At 61.4% G+C, this 15,435-nt stretch carries 13 protein-coding genes; 8 read left to right on the plus strand and 5 right to left on the minus strand.

What is annotated here, in order from left to right; all coding sequences use genetic code 11:
- Positions 1-7 precede the first annotated feature (7 nt).
- Both catC and AK829_RS10790 read right to left on the minus strand, forming a co-directional pair.
- Positions 8-298 carry a muconolactone Delta-isomerase gene (gene catC, locus AK829_RS10785; RefSeq protein WP_052205826.1) on the minus strand — a complete coding sequence of 97 codons (291 nt, stop codon included), beginning with the start codon at positions 296-298 and terminating at the stop codon, positions 8-10.
- Positions 299-323: 25 nt separating this feature from the next.
- Positions 324-2,870 carry a helix-turn-helix transcriptional regulator gene (locus tag AK829_RS10790; RefSeq protein ID WP_052205827.1) on the minus strand — a complete coding sequence of 849 codons (2,547 nt, stop codon included), beginning with the start codon at positions 2,868-2,870 and terminating at the stop codon, positions 324-326.
- Positions 2,871-3,125: 255 nt separating this feature from the next.
- Between AK829_RS10790 and catA the strand changes: the two genes are divergently transcribed.
- On the plus strand, positions 3,126-3,986 hold the full coding sequence (gene catA, locus AK829_RS10795) for a catechol 1,2-dioxygenase (RefSeq protein WP_052205828.1): 861 nt from the start codon (positions 3,126-3,128) through the stop codon (positions 3,984-3,986).
- A gap of 80 nt (positions 3,987-4,066) precedes the next feature.
- On the plus strand, positions 4,067-5,188 hold the full coding sequence (locus tag AK829_RS10800; RefSeq protein WP_052205829.1) for a muconate/chloromuconate family cycloisomerase: 1,122 nt from the start codon (positions 4,067-4,069) through the stop codon (positions 5,186-5,188).
- Between the two features lie 9 nt (positions 5,189-5,197).
- On the opposite strand, the gene AK829_RS10805 is transcribed toward AK829_RS10800, so the two are convergent.
- From AK829_RS10805 to AK829_RS10815, 3 genes are all read right to left on the minus strand, one after another.
- Positions 5,198-5,989: an alpha/beta fold hydrolase gene (locus tag AK829_RS10805; RefSeq protein ID WP_052205830.1), complete on the minus strand. Its 792-nt coding sequence runs from the start codon at positions 5,987-5,989 to the stop codon at positions 5,198-5,200.
- 9 nt (positions 5,990-5,998) lie between these two features.
- Positions 5,999-6,565 carry a TetR/AcrR family transcriptional regulator gene (locus AK829_RS10810; RefSeq protein WP_052206527.1) on the minus strand — a complete coding sequence of 189 codons (567 nt, stop codon included), beginning with the start codon at positions 6,563-6,565 and terminating at the stop codon, positions 5,999-6,001.
- A gap of 680 nt (positions 6,566-7,245) precedes the next feature.
- Positions 7,246-7,893 (minus strand): GAP family protein, encoded by a 648-nt coding sequence (locus tag AK829_RS10815; RefSeq protein ID WP_232305740.1) that lies wholly within the window; start codon positions 7,891-7,893, stop codon positions 7,246-7,248.
- A gap of 70 nt (positions 7,894-7,963) precedes the next feature.
- Here AK829_RS10815 and AK829_RS10820 point away from each other — a divergent pair, with 70 nt between their 5' ends.
- The 6 genes from AK829_RS10820 (at position 7,964) to AK829_RS10845 (ending at position 14,997) form a co-directional block, all read left to right on the plus strand.
- Positions 7,964-8,566: a TetR/AcrR family transcriptional regulator gene (locus AK829_RS10820; protein WP_168156357.1), complete on the plus strand. Its 603-nt coding sequence runs from the start codon at positions 7,964-7,966 to the stop codon at positions 8,564-8,566.
- A 125-nt stretch (positions 8,567-8,691) separates the two neighbouring features.
- On the plus strand, positions 8,692-10,620 hold the full coding sequence (locus AK829_RS10825) for a glycosyltransferase (RefSeq protein WP_052206528.1): 1,929 nt from the start codon (positions 8,692-8,694) through the stop codon (positions 10,618-10,620).
- Entirely contained in the window at positions 10,610-11,128 is a 519-nt protein-coding gene (locus tag AK829_RS10830; RefSeq protein ID WP_052205833.1) for a phosphatase PAP2 family protein, read from the plus strand. The genes AK829_RS10825 and AK829_RS10830 overlap by 11 nt, the downstream gene beginning before the upstream one ends.
- A complete protein-coding gene (locus AK829_RS10835; RefSeq protein WP_052205834.1) occupies positions 11,125-12,117 on the plus strand; it encodes a decaprenyl-phosphate phosphoribosyltransferase in 993 nt (330 codons plus the stop codon). The genes AK829_RS10830 and AK829_RS10835 overlap by 4 nt, the downstream gene beginning before the upstream one ends.
- Before the next feature lie 17 nt (positions 12,118-12,134).
- Positions 12,135-13,949: a flagellar motor control protein ZomB gene (gene zomB / locus AK829_RS10840; protein ID WP_052205835.1), complete on the plus strand. Its 1,815-nt coding sequence runs from the start codon at positions 12,135-12,137 to the stop codon at positions 13,947-13,949.
- Between the two features lie 229 nt (positions 13,950-14,178).
- Positions 14,179-14,997 (plus strand): alpha/beta hydrolase, encoded by an 819-nt coding sequence (locus AK829_RS10845; RefSeq protein WP_408606259.1) that lies wholly within the window; start codon positions 14,179-14,181, stop codon positions 14,995-14,997.
- Positions 14,998-15,435: the final 438 nt, after the last annotated feature.

Here is a 15,435-nt window from a genome sequence, read left to right on the forward strand (position 1 = left end):
CGCCGGTTTAGTACGCCACCGCGTCCGTCACGTTGGGGTGATCCGCCAGCGGGGTCACCTTGATCTTCATGTACGGGTACATGGGGAAGCCTGACAGGACGCGGTGCAGCTCGTCGTTGTCCGCAACGTCGTAGATGGAGTAGTTGGCGTACTCACCAACCACGCGCCAGATGCCCTTCATGGTTCCCTTGCGCTGCAGGTCGCCGGAGTACTGCTTTTCTGCAGCCTGAAAATCGGCAACCTGCTCAGGGGTGAGGGACTCGGGGAAGGTGACGTCCATACGGGCAAGAAACAACATGGTGTTTTCCTTATCTGTTGATTGGTTACTTGTTAGCTAGGGCGCGTGGCAACTCGCTTCGAGAGCGAATGCCTAGCTTCCTGTATACGCGGGTCAGGTGGTACTCCACCGTCTTTGTGGACAGATAGAACTCATCCGCAACCTCACGGTTGGTCGCGCCGGAAGCTACTGCCTGCGCAATCTCCTCCTCTTGCGGGGTCAGGCCTGCGAACTGCGGCGTTTGCTGGCCCAGGCCACTGGCTCGCCGCTCACGGTTCGCCATGGCCAGGAAGTCGCCAGCCCCCATCGCAGAAAACAGGTCACCGGCCTGCGCAAGCACATCGTCGGCGTGCTTCCGCTTACCGACGCGACGCAGCACCTGCCCCATGCTCAACAACAATCGAGCCTCGTAATAGGGCAGTTGCAATGGCCGCAGCATCTCCACGGCGTTATCAAGCACGGTGAGCCCCGCGTTGACGTCGCCGCGTTGGATGAGCAGGTGCGCTTTCGGTCCGGCGATGCGCGCACGCGCCGAGGCGATGCTGCTAGATGCGCTTCGCTCCTCAGCTACCTCCACAACCTTCTCCGCGGTCTTGATGTGGCCCGATGCAAGCAGGAGCCGGGCGTAGGTGTCCTCCCACGGCCAGAACCCTGGCTGCGAAAAATCGACTGTTTCCTGCAGGTTAGCTAACTGCTTGCCGGCACGCACGCCGGCGCTGACGTCTCCCAGCAGCACAGCAGTGTCCATTTGCGCCATGAGGGATGTGATGCGTTGGATCGTCGAAACGTCGTAAATCAGCCCGGCTCGTTGACTGTAGTTTCGGGCCAACGCTTGATCGCCCAGGATGGATGCAGCGGCGCAGCCTGTCCATACCAGTGGGCCGGTGAGAAAAGTCAGACCGAACTGCTCGACGCGGTTTAAGCCGCGCTCTACCACGCGAAGAGCAGCCAATGGTTCCCCGAGCAGCAGGATTGCACGTGCGAGCCAGACGTCCATCCACAGCGAGATCCGGTGGGAGCCCTCAATGCGGGTGGTGAACTGGAGGCGCTGGCGTGTCTCCGAGGGGTTGTCATGAACTAGGGAAAGCCAGCCCAGCATCATTTCCCGCCGAAATGCCAGGACATGGTGCTCATCGGGTAAAGGATCAAAGGGGGCGACGCGGCCGCTGAGCACGCTCTCTGCAAGCTGCGCTTGGTAGTAGCTTTCCGCTGCAGGTGCACCACCGTTTTCTTTGCGCGCTCGCGCGTCCCACGCAAGGACTTCATCTAGCTGCCACTCATGCAGATGAAACATGGCGCGTCGGACAGCTACATCGGTTCGTGCCTTTGGATCTGCTTCCGTTGCCCAAGCGCGATGAAGAAGTTGATCGGCGGTGCTTTGCCTGCCCTCATGGATTGCCAGGTACGCACGCATGGAATCGATGCGCGGGTTACTGAGCGAGGACGCCAAGTTCGAGGCATGGAGCTTCGCCTGCCTGATGTCAGAGGCAGAGATAAGCGACTCAACTGCGCGAAGGTTGCTCTGCTGCTCCTCTTCCACAGTCGATGCAATGGAAGCCGAAAGGAGGTGGAAGCGCGCTGCGGCCTCCCATTGACCCGTGTTGGCAAGACCAGTAGCACGTTGCAGCAGCGCCTCGCAGGCTTCAGACCTTGTGGCTGTTCGCCCCATCGCCCAGTGGAATGTTGCGGCGTCCATGTCACCGCGCTGCTCGTAGAACTCTGCAGCATGCTGGTGAAGTTTTCGCATATACGGGATATCTGCAGACGCTCGCATTGCCGCAAGGTCCGTGATGTTCCGGAAATAGACAAAGCGTTGTGCGTCTACAAGATGCGCTTCGATGATGTCGGCGTTGACCGCAGTAGAGAACTGCTCCAGCGCGTTGGGAACAAGGTACTCAAGCAGGGCCAACGAGTGAGGTGCGTCCGCGTACGAGGTCAAGCAGGCCGCAAGGAGGAAGGGCTGAATATCTAGGCCTTCGGTACGTTGATGTAGCGATTCGCGCCATTGCTCCGGAATCCGAATCATCGGATCCGGCTGACGCCAATGGTCCGCGGGATACACACTCAGTACCTGCTGCACCAGGTGCGGGATACCGCCGGTGGCGCGGCGGATCTCCGTTGCGGTGCGTGAAGAGATCTCCGCGCCCAAACGGTTGGACACCAAACGTTGAATTTGCTCCGTGTCCAGTGGCGGGATATCAAACGTCATGTCCGCGGCGGCGCGGATCTCGGAACTGTCAGCCATGGCGTCCACGGTTAAGATCAGCGCGCGTGGCTGATCTGGGACTCCGCAAAGATCCCCCAGCACATCCTGCAGGTGCTCCTTGCTCAGGAGGTGGGCGTTGTGGACGCAGAGGGTGGTCGGCGTGGCGTCGTCAAGCGGAAAGCTCTCAACTGCCTGACCTGCCACTGCCGTGCGATGCACCAACTGCCACTCCGGGAGAAGCGCCAGCGCCTTGCGTACGGTCGAGCGTTTGCCAGCGCCACGGTGCCCGGAAAGCACTACCGTGACCACCTCGCCCGCGGTAAGGGACGCAAGATAATCCGCCAAGGTGCGGCTTACCTGGGACGCGTCCCACATCGAATCGGACATGCATTCACACTAGCCAGCCTTTGGTCTCTTCCGCTCCGGTTTGGATACCCCTTACCCCTAGGGGTCTACCTAATAGTGGTTAGGGGTAGGGGTTGTAAATCCGCAGCTATCGTCCATTTGCCTGAGTTTAGGGCCAAGGGTTCGGGCTGGAAGTCCTTGTATTCCACTGTGTGGTGGGCAACACTTGCTTGCAGGAAGTGGTCCGCGCCACTACTAACCGCCCGAAACGCTTTTCTTGATCACGAAGGAGTGACCATGACTGAGAACAATCAGGTTCACGAGGATCCGACCGCTGCCGGCTCTGGTAACGCCGCTACTGCTGCCTTTAAGAATCAGATCTACAAGTCTGATACCTCCAAGGAGCGCGCGAATGAGATCTACACCGACCTGCTGAAGGCGATTGCTGATGTTGCGCACAAGCACCAGGTGACCTATGACGAGTACCGCGTGCTCAAGGACTGGATGATCAAGGTCGGTGAGTACGGTGAGTGGCCGCTGTGGCTGGATGTGTTCGTTGAGCACGAGATCGAGGAGATCAACTACAACCGCCACAACTACACCGGCACCAAGGGTTCGATCGAGGGTCCGTACTACGTGCCGAATGCGCCGGAGTTGCCGTGGAAGACTGAGATGCCGATGCGCGACTCGGACCGCGAGTCTGAGCAGCTGATCTTCAAGGGCCAGGTCACCGATAACGACGGCAAGGGCCTTGGCGGCGCAACCGTTGAGCTCTGGCACGCAGATGAGGACGGCTACTACTCCCAGTACGCGCCGGGTATCCCGGAGTGGAACCTGCGCGGCACGATCGTGACCAACGAGAACGGCGAGTACGAGATCACCACCGTCAAGCCGGCTCCGTACATGATTCCGCACGACGGCCCGACTGGCTGGTTCATCGCGTCTTACGGTGGTCACCCGTGGCGTCCGGCTCACCTGCACCTGCGTGTGAAGCAGCCGGGTTTCCGCGAGATCACCACGCAGCTGTACTTCCGTGGTGGTGAGTACGTGGATAATGACGTGGCTACTGCTGTGAAGCCGGAGCTGATTCTGGATCCGCAGCCGGGTGATTCTGGTCTGGATGAGGTTACCTACAACTTCGCCCTGGACAAGGAGTAATCCCTCAAAGATGAAGGCCCGCGCTTATGTTGCGGGCCTTTTCCTATGAATGAAGCAGTGAGAACAGTGAGGAACAAACGATGAGTGATCTACGCATTGAGAAAGTTGAAACGCGGATTCTAGATGTCCCGCTGTTTAGGCCCCACGGTTTTGCAACGTACACGGCAACGGCGCAGCCGATCCTGCTGGTGAGTGTCACGTTGGAGGGCGGCGTTATCGGTTTTGGTGAAGGCGTGGTGCCGGGTGGCCCGTGGTGGGGTGGGGAGTCGGTTGAGACGATGCAGGTGATCGTCGAAAAGTATCTTGCCCCAATCATGATCGGCCGTGAGGTGCATGACCTGGTTGGTATCCTGCGTGACTTCGAGGGGTCCGTGGCCAACATGCGTTTTGCCAAGGCGGCATGCGATGTTGCCATGCATGATGCGTGGGCACGGGCGCTGAACGTGCAGGTACGCGACCTGCTTGGCGGTCGTGCGCGGGATGCGGTGGATGTGACCTGGGCGCTTGGCGTGCTCCCGCTGGAGGATGCGCTGGCTGAGATCCAGGAGCGCCGCGAGACACTCGGCACCCGTTCCTTCAAGCTCAAGATGGGGGCGGGCGACCCGGATCGTGACACCAAGCGCATCGCCGAGCTTGCGGCCGCACTCAATGGTGGGGTGGGCTTGCGTATCGACGTCAACGCCCGCTGGGACCGCCTCACCTCCCTGCGCTTTTTGCCCAGGCTTGCCGACGCCGGCGTAGAACTCTTCGAACAACCCACCCCAGCCCACGACCTGGACACCCTGCGCGAACTCACCACCCGCATCGGCGTACCCGTCATGGCGGATGAGTCAGTGTGCTCACCGGCAGACGCTCTGGCCGTGGTGCAGCACAAGGCTGCTGACGTGGTGGCGATCAAAACGACGAAGCTTGGCGGCCTGATCGAATCGAAGAAGACCGCCGCGATTGCCGAGGCCGCAGGGCTTGCATGCCACGGCGCAACCTCGCTGGAAGGCCCGTTCGGTACCGCGGCGTCACTGCACTTCGCGTGCGCAACGCCTGCGATCAACTTCGGCTCCGAGCTCTTCGGCCCGCTGCTGCTGAAGGAGTCCTACACCACCGAAGACCTGGTGTACGAAAACGGCGAAGTCCGCCTGCCTACCGGCCCGGGCCTGGGCCTGGAACCGGATTGGGACAAGGTCAACTTCTTTACGCGCAAATAATCCCGCGCGTTAGGCGGCGATGAACTCGCGCAGGGCCTGGGTGACTTCCTCAGGCACCTCGACGGTAGGAACGTGAGCGCCAGCGCTCAGCGTCACCGCCGTCGCAGGCCCAGCCGTAGCCTGACCAATAGCGTGGACCACCTCGGGCGGTGTGGAAGCATCATCAGGTCCAGCGATGGTCAACACCGGGACCTGCACCTTTGCTAGATCCTCAGTGAAATTCCACTTTGCCAACGCATCCGAGCAGGAGGCGTAGCCGATACCGCGCGTGGTTAAAATCATGCGGCGCAACGCGTCGTTGGTGGCGGGGTGGGATGTCGCGAAAGCGCTACTAAGCCAAAGCCCAACTACCGCATCTGCCATCGGCGCAATGCCCTCGGCGCGAGTGAGCTCCGCACGCGGGTTCCACTTCTCCGGGCCACCGAAATAGGAAGCGGTGCACAAAAACGCGGCCTTTTTCACGCGATCCGAGTTTGCAGCGAGGTATTGCGCAACCGCCCCACCAAGCGAAAGCCCAACCACAATGAACTCAGTCACGCCCGCGCAATCCAGCGTGTCCAGCACATCCTGCGCCAAGTCCCCAACGGTGGTCTCGCCCGGCGCAACGGTTGGGTCAGGGGAGAGGCCGTGGCCGCGATGGTCAATCGCAATAACCCGGTTCTCTGCCGCCAGCGCGTTCAGCTGCGGCAGCCACATGTCCACCGTCGATGCAATGGAGCCAAGAAAAACAACCGTTTTTTCGGGGTTGGTCGGGTTAGTCGGGTTGGTCGGGCCAAAATCCACATAGTGCAAAACCGTCATGCACAAAGCCTACCCAGCAACAATGCCCTCGGCCATCGTATGCAGCGTCTGTCTGGCTTCGGCGAGTTTGCGTGGTTGCTTGGCAAAATCCGCCGCCCGCAGGATCGCGGCGTTGAGTAGCGAGATGTCCACCGCCGACACCCCAGGACAAAATTTGGCCACAATTGTTTGGAATCCGGCATGCGCGCGCTGCACCTCCGGGTCCGCAAAGGCCTCCGGAATATGCTGCACTGCCGTCATGAGCTGGCCGTGCGAGCTCTTCGTAAACAGCTCAAGCGTTGCATCGACGTAGGCGCAGATGCGCTCCTTGGGGGCTGGCGGTGCCTGTTGAATCTTCGCCTCAAGCTCCGCGTTCCACTCCTCAGTTGCTGTGATGAGAAGCTGCACCAGCAGGTCGTGCTGCGAGGACGCGTAGCGGTAGATGCTCGGGCGCGCCAGCCCAACCTTGGCGGCGACCTCCGCAAGTGACGGCACCTTGCCGCGGCCCTCAACGATCAACCTTTCCGCAGCCTCAAGCACCGCGCGGTGTTGCATAGCGCGGTGCTCAGCGACGGTCGGTTCCGTGATCTTGGGCATGCTCATAAGTTTACGACGGCTAGTCGCCGTCACATAACAACGCCGTGTTTCTAACACCATGTTTCTAACACCATGTTTCTAACTGGCGTTGTTGCGGGAAACCCGGGCGTATAGCTAGGTCTACGGCTAAACCCCGAGCAGAACACTACGGATAGACCCCAAAAACATGGCGTATCCGTACTCTTCCGTTCGGGGTGCTCCGCTCGGGGTTTGCGGGGTTTGCGAGAGCGTGGGGCGAGTGCCTAAATGTGCCTCGTGGGCTAGATCCCGTTTCCGGGACCCCGTTTAGACCCCGAAAAGACGGCGAAAACGGGATCCTCCAAACGGGTTCCTTCAATCGGAGTTACTTCCAGGGCGTAGTTCGGCGGGGCCAGGGCTGGAGCGGGGCTGGGTCTGCGGCTGCCTCCGAAATTTCAAAACGCAAAGTGAAACCGTTTCGAAATGCAAAGTAAAACCGTTTCAAAACGCAAAGTGTGCAGGTGGGAGGGGGTGGTTTTTCCGCCAAAGAGTGAGCGTTTTTGGCCTCGCCCGGGCGGGTTGGACGGATCTGTGGGAAACACGGGCTTGCAGCCAAACCCTGCAGCCAAACCCTACTGCCAAGACCTGCGGCCAAACCCTACGGCCAAACCCTACGGCCAAACCCAGCGGCTAAATCCCGGCGAGGGTGGAAGGGCGACCGGTTAACCCCGGATCGCCGGAACGCTCTGAGTCACCATGTAGATGCCGACGATGGCGGCGATCCATAAAAGCGTCACTTTTGCCTCGTACTCGAGGCGGGGGATGAGGCGTTCGAGTCGCGGGAAGAACTTCTGGCCGAAGAGCAGTGCCAAGGTGGCGAGGGCAACTGTTGGCACGATCATAATGAGGCAGTAGATGCCCACGGCTCCAGCCTTTGCCACGGATGGGATATCCCAGCTGCCGATGATGCCCATCGCTGCGATGTACGGCAGCATCGTCGCCGCCTCGGTGAGAGATGCGCCGAGGCCCAGGGCGACCATGCTCGGAACACTGCTTGTGGCTCCGGCTGCGCGTTTCGGCAACTGCCCGGGTTCGGGCTTCTTGGGGTTGGGGCCGAAGATGCCGAAAAGCGCGAGGACCGCGCCCAGTATCAACGTGATCCAGGGAAAGACCTCGGTCTGCGTGACCCGTTCGGCAATTGAGCCCAGACCGGCGAATCCGAGGAGGATCCCCAGCCCGAGGAGGAAGTACACCGCCGCAACGGTGAACAGGTAGGTGGTCAGTGCCGGAACTTTAACGGCGCGCCAGTGGACGATGAGCGCGAGGGGAATAACAAGGGTGCCCAGGCTCAGGCTGTCGAGCAGCGCCAAGCCAACAACGGGGATGACTGAACCCATGAGGATCTCCGGATCTCTCGTACGAACGTATTACGCCTTACGAATGTACGAGAATCTAGACTGGTGTGCAACCATGAATGACTTTTCCCTGGACCATCAGTTTTCAGAATCGGCCGCGACAATTGCCGACGCCACTATCCGCATCATCGCGACGCGCGGCCTCGATGCCGTGAGCGTGCGGGAGGTGGCGAAGGAATCCGGGTTCGCCGCCGGCTCTGTGCAGTACCACGCCCCGAACAGGGACACCCTGCTGGCTCACGCGTTCATCCGCTCCATCCAGCGCCAGAGCGAGCGGGTGGCGGCAGTTCCTGAAAGGGAAGGCGAGCTCGAAACCTGGGTGGCGAGGCTTGCCGAGCTCCTCCCGATCGGAGGGGTGCGTTCCGAAGACGCCGCGATCTGGGTCACGTACGGCTCCGCCTCTGCAACCCGGGGCTGGATTGCGAAGCTCTACACCGAGGTGCTTGAAGACTTTCAGGGCAGCGTTGTCGCTGCGCTGGGCGGTGAGGAGGACGCAAAGCCCAAGGCGCGCCTAGTTACCGCGCTGATCAACGGTCTCGCTCTGGACAACCTGCGGGTTCCCGAATCGGAGGCCGACCGCATCGTGGCCGACCTCCGCGAAGGCTTGTGCCTGCTCTTCTCCGGTTAACCCCCGCCGAACCGCGAGCCACACCTGGATTCGGCCCCCGAGCGGTTACGCTGTGTGCTGTGGTATCTCAAAATGCTCAGAACACCCAGAACGCGCAGAACACGCAGATCGAAGACGCGGATCTGATGGATCGCGTGCTCGCGCGTGTGCTCATGCCGAAGAAGGGCGAGCCGCACGATGTGCGCATGCTGTACCTGATTGAGCAGGAGCAGAACAAGCAGCGTCTGACGTGGTCGGACCGCACGAGCTTCAGCATCCCGGCTGGCAACGAGGTCAGCTTCCAGACGTATTTCAACGCATTCCCGGCGAGCTATTGGCGTCGCTGGTCGCAGCTGGACACCGTTGTCCTGGCGATGACGGTTGAGGGCCGCGCGACGATTTCGGTGTACCGCTCGAAGTACGACGGCACCCGCATCAGCGTGACCAACGTGGACGCGACCGGCTACACGGAGATCCCGCTGAAGCTCAGCAACTTCGAGGACGGCGGCTGGCTGTGGTTCGACATCACCGCCGAGGAGGACACGCGCATCAGCGATGCGGCGTGGTGCTCCCCGCAGGCTCCGCAGGAGCAGTTGCTTGCCGACGGCACCGTGGTCCCACCCCAACCCAAACAAGTAGCAGTGGGCATCCCCACGTTTAACCGCCCCCGCGACGCCGTCAACGCGTTGCATGCGTTGGGTGAGGACTCGTACGTGGAGGCGTCGATAAGCAATGTGCTCATGCCGGACCAGGGCAACCAGCACCCGGCGGACGAGCCTGATTTCAAGGAAGCCGAAGCCAAACTCCAGGGCAAGCTGAAAATTTTCCACCAGGGCAACTTGGGTGGCTCGGGTGGTTACTCGCGCATCATGTACGAGGCGCTGAACAGCACCGATGCTCCGTTCATCCTGTACATGGATGATGACATTGCGATTGAGCCGGACTCGATCGTGCGCGCGGTGCAGGCCGCACGCTATGCCAAGAGCCCGATTCTGGTGGGCGGGCAGATGCTGAACCTGCAGGATCGCTCGCAGCTGCGCACCACGGGTGAGACGGTGGACCCGAACATCTTCATGTTCTCCGCCGCGAAGCACGCCGTGTACGACCATGACTTTGCCAAGTACCCACTCGGCTATGTGGGCACGGACGAGGAGGACCTGGATCCACGCAAGACCACCTCGCGCCCGCTGCACCGCCGCATCGACGTGGACTACAACGGCTGGTGGATGAACCTGTTCCCGCGCGTCGTCGCAGAGAAGATGGGCCTGCCGCTGCCGCTGTTTATCAAGTGGGACGACAACGAATACGCCCTGCGAGCCAAGGAAGCAGGCTTTCCGACGGTTACCTGGCCGGGCGTTGCCATCTGGCACATGGCCTGGGCTGACAAGGACGATGCCATTGACTGGCAGGCGTATTTCCACATGCGCAACCGCCTCATCGTCGCCTCCATCTACGGGCCCGACAACCCAGAGGCGATGCTGAAGAACATGCAGAAATCCACCGCGAAGCACTACTTCTGCATGGAGTACTCCACCATCGCTATTCAAAACGAGGCGATGCGGGACTTCCTGGCCGGGCCGGACCAGCTCTTCGACATCCTTGAATCCTCGTTGCCGCGCATCCAGAAGATCCGCAGCGAGTACTCGGATGCGCAGGTCTTGCCGTCTGCAACCGAACTGCCCGCACCCACCGGCGCGCCGGGCGTGCCCACCAACAAGCTGGGCGGGCGCCTGGCCAAGGTGAAGAAGCTGCCGTGGGCGGCTAAGGCGCTGCTGCACTTGCGTAAGGACGAAGACCGTTCCCACTGGGACGCGCCACAGCTGAACCTGACCGCGGAGGAGGCGCGCTGGTACACCCTGGCACGCCTGGATTCCGCAACCGTGTCCACCGCTGGTGGTACCGGCGTGGCGTTCCGCAAGCGCAACAAGAAGCTGGCGGATCAGCTGGTGGAGGAGCAGAAGCAGCTGCGCGCTGAGATCAAGGAGCGTTGGGCTGAGCTGAAGCGCACGTATCGTGACGCTCGCCCGGAGCTGAGCAGTCATGAGAACTGGGGGAAGATTTTTGATGCTCAATAAGGAAACCGACCTGCTGGTAGCCATCCAGGACGCGTTGTACTGCCCATCCACCGTCAAGGGCGCGCGTGCGTTGAGCCACTTCGGCGAGCACGACTTGGGCTGGTTGGCGCTTGCGACCACGGGCGCTGTTGCCAGTGCCGCGGCTGGGGAAAAGGCGAAGAGTAGGAAGTGGGTTGCGTTGGGCGTCGGTACGTTTGCGGCGCATGCTGCAACCGTGGTGCTCAAGCGCATCGTGCGTCGCCCGCGACCGAATGATCCGCGGGTGAAGATTGGCGTGAAGACGCCTTCGCAGCTGTCGTTTCCTTCCTCCCACGCCGCAAACACGGGTGCCGCCGCAGTGCACCTGGCCAACATCACCGGAAAGAAGTGGCCGTGGCTTTTGGTTCCGGTGATGATGTTGTCGCGTAACGTGCTCGGCGTGCATTACCCAACTGATACGCTCGCGGGTGCCGCGTTGGGTGCGCTGTCAGCAAAGGTTGTGATTGAGGGAGAAAGGCGAACGCGATGACTTTGCCCCCAGAGCCGTTTCTAAGGCCTGAGCCGCACACGGCCGGGGTGGATGTGGTGGTGTCTAAGACGCCGCCGAAGAACCTTCCGGATGCGATGATCAAGGGGCTTCGTCCCAAGCAGTGGGTGAAGAATGTCCTGGTGTTGGCTGCTCCGCTTGCGGCTGGTTTGGACGCGTTGCATGCGCGCACCTTTGTGGATATCGCGTTGGCGTTTGTGGTGTTCTGCTTCGGCGCCTCCTCGATTTACCTGATCAATGACGCGCGTGATGTGGAGTCTGACCGTCAGCACCCAACGAAGCGTTTCCGCCCGATTGCCTCGGGCATGCTGCCAATCAATCTGGCGTATGCCATGGCGGTGATCCTGATTGTGCTGGCGGTGGGGCTGTCTTTCTTTGCGACGGACGGCGTTTCCCTCGCCACCGTCATCTCCGTCTACATTGCGCTCCAGCTGGGTTATTGCTTTGGGTGGAAGCACATTCCGGTGATTGATATCGCCCTGGTGTCTTCTGGCTTCATGCTGCGCACGATGGCCGGTGGTGTGGCCGCGGGCATTGTGCTTTCGCAGTGGTTCCTGCTGGTTGCGGCGTTTGGTTCGTTGTTTATGGCTTCGGGCAAGCGTTACGCGGAGCTGATTTTGGCGCAGGAGACTGGCGCGAAGATCCGCAAGGCGCTGGAGGGCTATACGCCGACGTATCTGCGTTTCGTGTGGACCTTGTCCGCGGCCGCCGTGGTGATCTTCTACGCCCTGTGGGGTTTTGAACTGTCCGCCGCCGTGGGTGGTGCGCCGGCGTTGTGGTACCAGATCTCCATGGTGCCGTTTGTGATTGCGATTCTGCGCTACGCCGCTGAGGTTGACGGCGGCCGTGGTGGCGCGCCTGATGAGATCGCTTTGGAGGACCGCGTGCTGCAGCTGTTGGCTGTGGCGTGGCTGGTGTGCATCGCTATGGCTGTGTACGTGGCGCCTGCGTTGGGTGGGACTGCACTGTAATAATGCGGTCTGAATCGATGCGGTCTCACGAAAGGATTTCGCTGTACGTTGCCACCGCCATTGCGGCGGTGTTGGCGTTTTGGGGTGGTTGGACTCGGCGCTGGATGTCTGATGATGGGCTGATTGTTCTGCGCACTGTCCGCAACCTGTTGGCGGGCAACGGCCCGGTATTCAACATTGGCGAGCGGGTGGAGGCCAACACTTCAACCCTTTGGCAGTACCTGATTACCGCATTTGCGTGGGTGACCGGCGGGCGTTTGGAAGACGTTGCAACCTCCCTCGCGCTGACCTTGACCATTCTGGCTGCGGGCATTGCTACGTATGCGTCGGGAAGGTTGTGGCAGCGCAGCGCGCTGCATCCGCTTCCCGTCGTGCCCTTTGGCATTGTCATCTATGTAGCGCTGCCGCCGGCGCGGGACTTTGCCACCTCGGGCCTGGAGTGGGGGCTCTCACTGTTCTGGCTGGCTGTGTGGTTTGCGTTGCTTGTGGATTGGGCAACGCCCGCCCGCCGCGCCAAACCAGAAGCGGGCTACCTGCTCGCGTTTTGGGCGGGACTTTCCTGGCTGGTGCGTCCGGAGCTTGCGCTCTACGGTGGTCTGACCGGCATCGTGCTGCTCGCGTTCTCTCCGCGCAAGGCGCCGGGTATTTTGGCTGCGGCGCTGCCCATTCCGGCGGCGTATCAGATTTTCCGCATGGGCTACTACGGTCTGCTCACGCCGCACACGGCGGTGGCGAAGTCGGCGTCGGATAGCCAGTGGGCCGAAGGCTGGGGTTATGTGCGTGACTTCGTTGACCCGTACGTGTTGTGGCTGCCTCTGCTCGTCGCGCTGATCACCGCTGTTTCCCTGGTGGCGGCCAGGGGAGTGGCGCGTGGCCGAAAGCTTGCGATCACCCTGCTCATTGTGGGTTGCGCCTTCGTGCATGTCCTGTATGTCATCCGCGTCGGTGGCGATTTCATGCATGGCCGCATGTTGCTGCTTCCCCTGTTCGCGTTGCTTTTGCCCCTGATGACCGTGCCGTATTCCCGCAAGGTCGCCGTCGGTGCCACCATCGTCGCCGTATGGGCAACCGTGATCGTGTTCCGCGGGCATGAGGCGGATCTGGAGACGTTCAACCGTCCCAACGCTGAGCTGGGGATTGTGGACGAGCGCAGTTTCTGGACCGCCGCCCTCGGCCGCGAGCAAGGCAACGCCCCTATGTACGCCGAGGACTTCCTCACCTCACCGCTGATGGTGAGCTATGAGCCGGTGCTGCGCCAGGCGGTGAAGGATGACGCGGCACAGATCGCGTTGGTGCGCACCTCGCAAGATCCGCTGACGTATGAGTGGTACCCGCGCGAGCGTGTCCACTTGGATACGGATCTGCAGAATTTGGGCACCACCGTCTACTGGATCAACCTGGGTATGACCAGTATGAACGCTTCGTTGGATGCGCGCATTTTAGATACGGTCGGTCTGGCAACACCGTTGGCTGCGCGTATGCCGCGCGACCCGGACGGCCGCGTGGGCCACGACAAGCAGCTGTCTGCCGAGTGGCAGGTTGCGGATACCGCCGTTGACCTGCACCAACTCCCGGAGTGGATCGACGAGGAAAAGGCCCGCCAGGCCCGCGCCGCGCTGCGCACCCCCGAAATCGCGGAACTGCTCGCCAGTTCGCGTGAACCGATGAGCCGCGAACGCTTCCTGGCCAACATTCGCTACAGCCTTGGCCCAGGTAGGAGCCTTATGCTTGACGACGACCCCACGCACTACCTCGACCCCACCACCCTGGGGCAACTACGCCGCGGCGCCGATATGGGGCTGAAGACCAACGGCAACCAGATCGCTTGGTGACCTTTTCTTTGGTAATCTCCCGAGAATGCTGCGATCTCAGACCCGCCGCGGACCGCTGGCGCTTCTCACTGCTCTGCTTACCGTCCTGCTGACGTTTGTCGTTGCCTTCGCTGCGCCACCGCAGGCGTCGGCCGCCAACCGTGATTGGTTGCGCCCGGACTCCACCGGCCACTGCGAGTGGGACGGCGTGGGCTTTTGGGTCCAGCGCTGCACCGTCTGGTCGCCGGCGATGAACCGCCACATCACGGTGCAGATCCAGCCGGCTGCGCGCGGCGGCAACGCGGGCCTGTACATGCTTGACGGTCTGCGCGCTCAGGAAACCTCGAACGCGTGGGTTGTGGACGTCAACGCGGCCCGCACCTTCGTGGACAGCAACATCACGCTGGTCATGCCGGTTGGTGGGCAGTCCTCCTTCTACACGGACTGGAACGCGCCTGCCACCTATGATTTCAACCACCCGGTGACGTACAAGTGGGACACGTTCCTGACCAAGGAACTTCCGCCGTACCTGCAGCAGCACTTCGGTGTGTCGCCGACGAACAACTCCATCCTGGGTCTGTCCATGGGCGGTACCGCCGCGGTCAACCTTGCGGCGCTGCACCCAGACATGTTCCGCCAGGTGTTGAGCTTCTCCGGCTACCTCACCACCACCATCCCGGGTGCGCAGACTGGTCTTCGCATTGCGCTTCTCGACGGCGGCCTCTACAACCTCAACGCCATGTGGGGCTCCGTGCTGAACCCACGCCGTTACGAGAATGACCCGTTCCTCAACATGGGCAACCTGCGCGGCAAGGACGTGTACGTCTCCGCTGGTTCTGCAACGCCTGGCCCGGCGGACGCGAAGTACAAGCCTGAGCACCAGGCTGCGGGTATTGCGCTTGAGACGGTGGCGAACTTCACCACCCGCATGTGGAGCGCGAAGGCAACCGCCACCGGTGTGCAGCACACCGCAGTGTTCACCCCGACCGGCCTGCACAACTGGGATCAGTTCGGTTCGCAGCTTGAGGCGAACAAGGCGCGCATCCTCAACGTGATGAACGCCTGGTAACCCCCGCCTGGTTGGCTTGCCCGCCTGGCCGACAGCCGGCTTTCTTCGTGGCCCTCCGCACGCCTGCCGGCTTCGTGGCCCTCCCCACCCCGCCCGGGTGCTGAGGGTCCTTTTTTGTATTGCGGCAGCATGTTGCCAAACCGGGGATATCTGCCGCAATTGCCAGCTGCCCCGCCGGAATCGTGAGCTGCGTTCTTCAGTGAGCTGTGTTTTCAGTGACCTGCGCTTTTTCGTTATCGTCTAGCGCTCCTCGTCCGCTGCTAGACGATAACGAGAATCTCGCCAAATGTCTCCATATTCGACATGGGCATTTGGGGCTTGAAATTTAAAGTCGTCTAGCAGGAAACTTTCCCTGCTAGACGACATTTGTTACGTCACCCAATCTGTTGGGCAGGGGGGCGAGGGGGCACCTTGCCAAGCCTCAAACCTGGTAATTGC

The sequence above is a fragment of the Corynebacterium riegelii genome (assembly GCF_001263755.1).
Lineage (GTDB): Bacteria > Actinomycetota > Actinomycetes > Mycobacteriales > Mycobacteriaceae > Corynebacterium > Corynebacterium riegelii.